At 51.3% G+C, this 651-nt stretch carries 1 protein-coding gene; it reads left to right on the top strand.

All coding sequences use genetic code 11. The features are described 5' to 3' along the window. Positions 1-105 precede the first annotated feature (105 nt). The coding region (locus MJX74_RS21460) for an IS630 family transposase (RefSeq protein ID WP_240225065.1) at positions 106-651 on the top strand (546 nt) is incomplete at its 3' end.

Raw genomic sequence — 651 nt, 5'->3', positions numbered from 1 at the left:
CTAAATAACTGTTCCTAACAGTAGATCACTAAGGGAAAGGAACTCAATGCGGTTTGCGCGATCAGATCGGTCGCCAAACTAATAGACCTACAAAACGCATTGAGTATGAACAAAATAACATTTTTGCACGGCGCTGAAACCCGCCGTTTGAGAAAAATTGTCCAGCGCAACCGTGATAAAGCCTTAAGCCGCAGAGCCAACGCGGTGTTGCTGGTGTTACAGGGTAAAACCAGAGTAGAGGTTGCAGCCGCTTTGCAAGCAGCACGCTCCAGCGTGAACCGCTGGCTCAGCTGGTACGAAGCAGACGGCATTGATGGCTTAAAAAGTCAGCGCACCGGGCGGCCACAGCAGTTGCCCAAGGCCTTTATTGTTGATGTGCTGAAGTTGCTGATTGAGCACCGGCCAAGAGACATCGGCTATCAGCGCTCGCGGTGGAGCACTGAGTTGCTCAGTGTAGTACTGAAGCGACTGACGGGGTTGAAAGTACACAGCTCAACGATACGGCGCTTACTGCCTCAAATCGGCATAGTCTGGCGCAGAGCTGCACCGACACTGCGGATAAAAGACCCGGCTAAAGCGGAGAAACTGGCAGCGATATATGAGGCATTGAATAATTGCAGCGCTGAGCATCCGGTGTTTTATGAAGATGAG

The organism is Rheinheimera hassiensis, from assembly GCF_022436675.1.
GTDB classification, from domain to species: domain Bacteria; phylum Pseudomonadota; class Gammaproteobacteria; order Enterobacterales; family Alteromonadaceae; genus Alishewanella; species Alishewanella hassiensis.
The sequence above is the reverse complement of the archived record's forward strand: the minus strand, read 5'-3'. Positions and strand labels throughout refer to the sequence as shown.